The sequence below is a fragment of the Nocardiopsis sp. TNDT3 genome, from assembly GCF_003427465.1.
GTDB lineage: Bacteria > Actinomycetota > Actinomycetes > Streptosporangiales > Streptosporangiaceae > Nocardiopsis > Nocardiopsis dassonvillei.
In genome coordinates, this window is the sequence record NZ_QPFC01001155.1 from 1 (window position 1) to 2199 (window position 2199).

Sequence of the window (2199 nt, forward strand, 5' to 3'; positions counted from 1 at the left end):
ACCACCAGCACCACCAGGGAGGCCAGGCCGACCGCGTCCTGCCGGTCCCCCGCCGGGGTGACGACCGCCTCCCCGACGTACACTCCGGCGGCGGCCGTCGCCAGCGCGGCGACCAGGGCCGGGACCGCACGGCGGGCCGGCTCGGCCAACCCCACCAGGTAGGCGGCCAGACCCGCCGCGGTGTAGGGCTCCCGGGTCAGGTCCAGGAGGGTGGCGGCGGTGAGGGCGGCCATTACCGTGCCCAGCACGGGCAGCGGCCAGCGGCGGCGGACCGCGACGGGCAGGCCCACGGCCGCGGCGACGGCCCAGGGGAGCCAGACCGGGCCGTCGTAGGCGGGTTGCCCGTCGACCGGGGACAGGTGCGCGAATCCGGCGTAGACCGCGGTCAGGACGAGGGCCGCCGCCAGGTCGGCGGCGTACGCGTGGCGGCCGGTGATGCGGTGCATCGCCCGACAGTACCGGCCCACTCCCCTCAACCCGCCTGCCCGAACGCGAACATCAGTCCCAGGGTGCCCAGCGCGACCAGGCCCCAGAGCACCACCGCTGAGCGGCGGGGCCGCGGTCCCTCGCGCAGCAGAGCCAGCCCCAGCGGCAGCAGGGCGACGGCCAGACCGGCCAGGGCCACCAGCGACCACGGTGTGGTTCCCTTCAGTACGCCCAGCGGCAGGGCCGCCGTCAGCGCGAGGGCGAACGCGCGGACCGGGCCCAGCACCCGTGTGCGCCAGGCGCCGAGCGCGAGCACGACCCAGCCGGACAGGACGGCGAGGTTCAGGACGGAGAGGATCTGGAAGGCCCCGTAGGTGTCGGAGACGATCCGCGTGGCGGTCGCGGCGCCCTCGGCGACGACCAGCCGGAAGGCCATGTGGTCCGCTCCGGCGTGGAAGGTACGGGCGAACAGGCCGGACATCGCCAGCAGCCCGCCCCACAGTCCCCATCCCGGACCGCGTGCGCCGACACGGGCGGCGAGCACGGCCACGGCGGGCCACAGCAGCAGGTTGCCGACCACGAAGAGGGCGTACGCGGTGGCCGTCAGGCCGGAGTGCCGCTCGTACGCGGCGAGCTGCCCGGGGAAGAAGAAGTCGAAGCGGACGCGCAGCAGGGCCCCGGCCAGCATCAGCAGGGGCCCCAGAACCATGGCGACGCCGCCCACCCAGCGGCCGGGGAAGGCGTCCGCGCGTTCCACGGGGAGTACGCGGCCCGGGCCGCTCGCGGCGTGCGGGGTGCCGTGGGTGGTGCGTGGTGGAGGAGTCATGCCCCGACGATGCCCCGCCGGGCCTGTCCTCGGCGTCGGACCGGGGGCTGGATCCAGGCGTCAGACCCGGGTATGACCGGCGGGCCCGGCGCGCCGACAGGGTCCTCGCGGGGCGCGCGGCCCCGGAAACCGATGGACGGGCCGCGGCTCCCCCGCCAGGGTGTTCGGATGACCACACCGCCCGTGCCTCCCCTGTACCGCGACGTCGACTTCAACGGCCCGCTCTCCGACGCCCGAGCCGCCGGACTCATCCGCGACCTGGGCCGCCTGGAGGGCAGACGGATCGTGGACATCGGCTGCGGCTGGGCCGAACTGCTGCTGCGCGCCCTGGAGAGCGAGCCGACCGCCACCGGGTTCGGCATCGACCTCGACGAGCAGGCCGTGGAGCACGGGCGCGCCAACGCCGTGGCCCGGGGCCTGGCCGACCGCGTCGAACTCGCGGTCGGGGACGCGGGCGCCTGGTCCGGCACGCACGCGGACGTGGTGGTCAACAACGGCGCCAGCCACGTGTGGGGCGGCGACCCTGTGACGCACACCGTCAACGCCCTGGAGGCGGTCGCCGGTCTGCTCCGGCCCGGCGGCCGGTTCCTGTTCGGTGAGTGCTTCTGGCTGCGCGATCCGACGCCCGGGGAGCTGGAGGCCATGACCGACATCCCCCGCGCCCAGTACCGGTCGCTGCCCGACCTGGTGGACCTCGCCCTCTCCCACGGCTTCCGGCTGCGGGCGCTGTCGCAGGCCACCCTGGAGGAGTGGGACGACTTCGAGTCCCGGCACGCCCGGGGTTGGGAGGAGTGGCTGGAGCGCAACCCCGGCTCCCCCGGTGCCGACGAGGTCCGGGCCAGGGCCGACCGGCACCGGCACTTCTGGCTGCGCGGCACCCGGGAGACGCTCGGCTTCGCCTACCTGTCCCTCGCCCGGGTGCCGCGCAGCCAGAAGTGCCGGTGCCG

General features: G+C 75.7%; 2 protein-coding genes and 1 pseudogene. 1 reads left to right on the forward strand and 2 read right to left on the reverse strand.

Annotation, left to right across the window (positions count from 1 at the left end):
• Positions 1 to 446 (reverse strand): annotated as a pseudogene (locus DQW06_RS25045) (sensor histidine kinase); the annotation flags it as partial.
• 26 nt (positions 447 to 472) lie between these two features.
• A complete protein-coding gene (locus DQW06_RS25050; RefSeq protein ID WP_117199431.1) occupies positions 473 to 1252 on the reverse strand; it encodes a hypothetical protein in 780 nt (259 codons plus the stop codon).
• Between the two features lie 168 nt (positions 1253 to 1420).
• On the opposite strand from DQW06_RS25050, the gene DQW06_RS25055 reads away from it, so the two are divergent.
• A partial coding sequence (locus DQW06_RS25055) for a cyclopropane-fatty-acyl-phospholipid synthase family protein (protein ID WP_157983597.1) occupies positions 1421 to 2199 on the forward strand: 779 nt, incomplete at its 3' end.

Coding starts and splice junctions, on each gene's coding strand:
- DQW06_RS25050 (WP_117199431.1), bottom strand. CDS start 1,252: ATGACTCCTCCACCACGCACCACCCACGGCACCCCGCACGCCGCGAGC.